1 protein-coding gene is annotated in these 828 nt (G+C 65.7%); it reads left to right on the forward strand.

The genetic code is table 11. From position 1 onward, the window contains the following. Positions 1-828 (forward strand): efflux RND transporter permease subunit (locus AX685_RS09430; protein ID WP_197418551.1); only part of this gene is annotated, 828 nt, incomplete at both ends.

An 828-nucleotide genomic window follows, 5' to 3' on the forward strand; every position in this document is an offset into this window, starting at 1 on the left:
GAATACCAGGGCTTGAGATGACCCGCTCCATCTCACGCAATGGCTTCAGCCAGGTGACAGCGGTCTTTACCGACCGCACCGATATTTACTTTGCGCGCCAGCAGGTGACGGAACGGCTCGCACAGTCGCGCGACAGCCTTCCCGCCAACGCGCAGCCGATCCTCGCGCCGCTCAGCACCGGGCTTGGCGAGATCTTCTTCTATTCGGTCGCCTTCCGCCATCCCGACGGCAAGGGCCTGAAGACGGTCGACGGCAAACCGGGCTGGCAGTCGGACGGCAGCTACCTCACCCCCGAGGGCGAGCGGCTGACCACCGAACTGGCGAAGGCCGCCTATCTCCGCACGGTGCAGGACTGGATCATCCGCCCGCAGATGCGGGCGGTGCGCGGCGTCGCCGGCGTCGATTCCAACGGCGGCTATGTGAAGCAATATCTGATCGAGCCGAACCTCAACGCGCTCGCCAGCTATGGATTGTCCGTCACGGAGCTGGCGGATGCGATGGAGCGGGCCAACCTCTCCGCCGGGTCGAACTATGTCCGCCGCGCTGGCGAGAGCTTCCTTGTCCGCGCCGATGCTCGTCTGAAGTCGATCGAAGACATTCAGGAAGCCGTCGTCGCGACCCGCAACGGCGTCCCCGTTCGCGTCAAGGACGTGGGCCAGGTGGTGATCGGCGGTGCGGTCCGCACCGGCTCCGGCAGTCGCATGGGATCGGAAGCGGTCATCTCGACCGTGCTGATGCTGGTAGGCGACAACAGCCGCATCGTCGCGACAGACGCCGCCGAGAAGCTGACGCAGATCAACAAGGCGCTGCCGCCCGACGTGTTCGCCG

Source organism: Sphingomonas sp. CCH9-F2 (genome assembly GCF_001556735.1).
Taxonomy (GTDB): domain Bacteria; phylum Pseudomonadota; class Alphaproteobacteria; order Sphingomonadales; family Sphingomonadaceae; genus Sphingomonas; species Sphingomonas ginsenosidimutans.